The sequence below is a fragment of the Pseudomonas sp. P20 genome, from assembly GCF_016463925.1.
Lineage (GTDB): Bacteria > Pseudomonadota > Gammaproteobacteria > Pseudomonadales > Pseudomonadaceae > Pseudomonas > Pseudomonas aeruginosa.
Map to the genome: position 1 here is coordinate 1 of NZ_JAEMVM010000101.1, position 280 is coordinate 280.

1 protein-coding gene is annotated in these 280 nt (G+C 62.5%); it reads left to right on the top strand.

The features are described from left to right. Positions 1-280 (top strand): TraC family protein (locus JHD77_RS33360; RefSeq protein WP_199506574.1); only part of this gene is annotated, 280 nt, incomplete at both ends.

The following is a 280-nucleotide window of genomic DNA, read 5'->3' on the forward strand; positions in this document are numbered from 1 at the left end:
ATCCAAGGCGGCCTGGCGAACGTCGGTATCGTCGCTTCGCGCATGAGCGGCCAGGAGATCAGGAACTGGTTGATCCGCTGGTTCAACCCGCACCCGGATCACCTCGGCCAGGCCGAGGCGGATCTACGTCGCTTCTACGAACTGGTATGCCGGCCGGACGAACCGATCCTGCAGGATGAATTGCCACTGGCCGACGGCACCGACTTCTCCCAGAACCTGTTCTATCGGCAGCCTGTTTCCGATGCCACCCAGGGCGTATGGCTCTTCGATGCCATGCCGC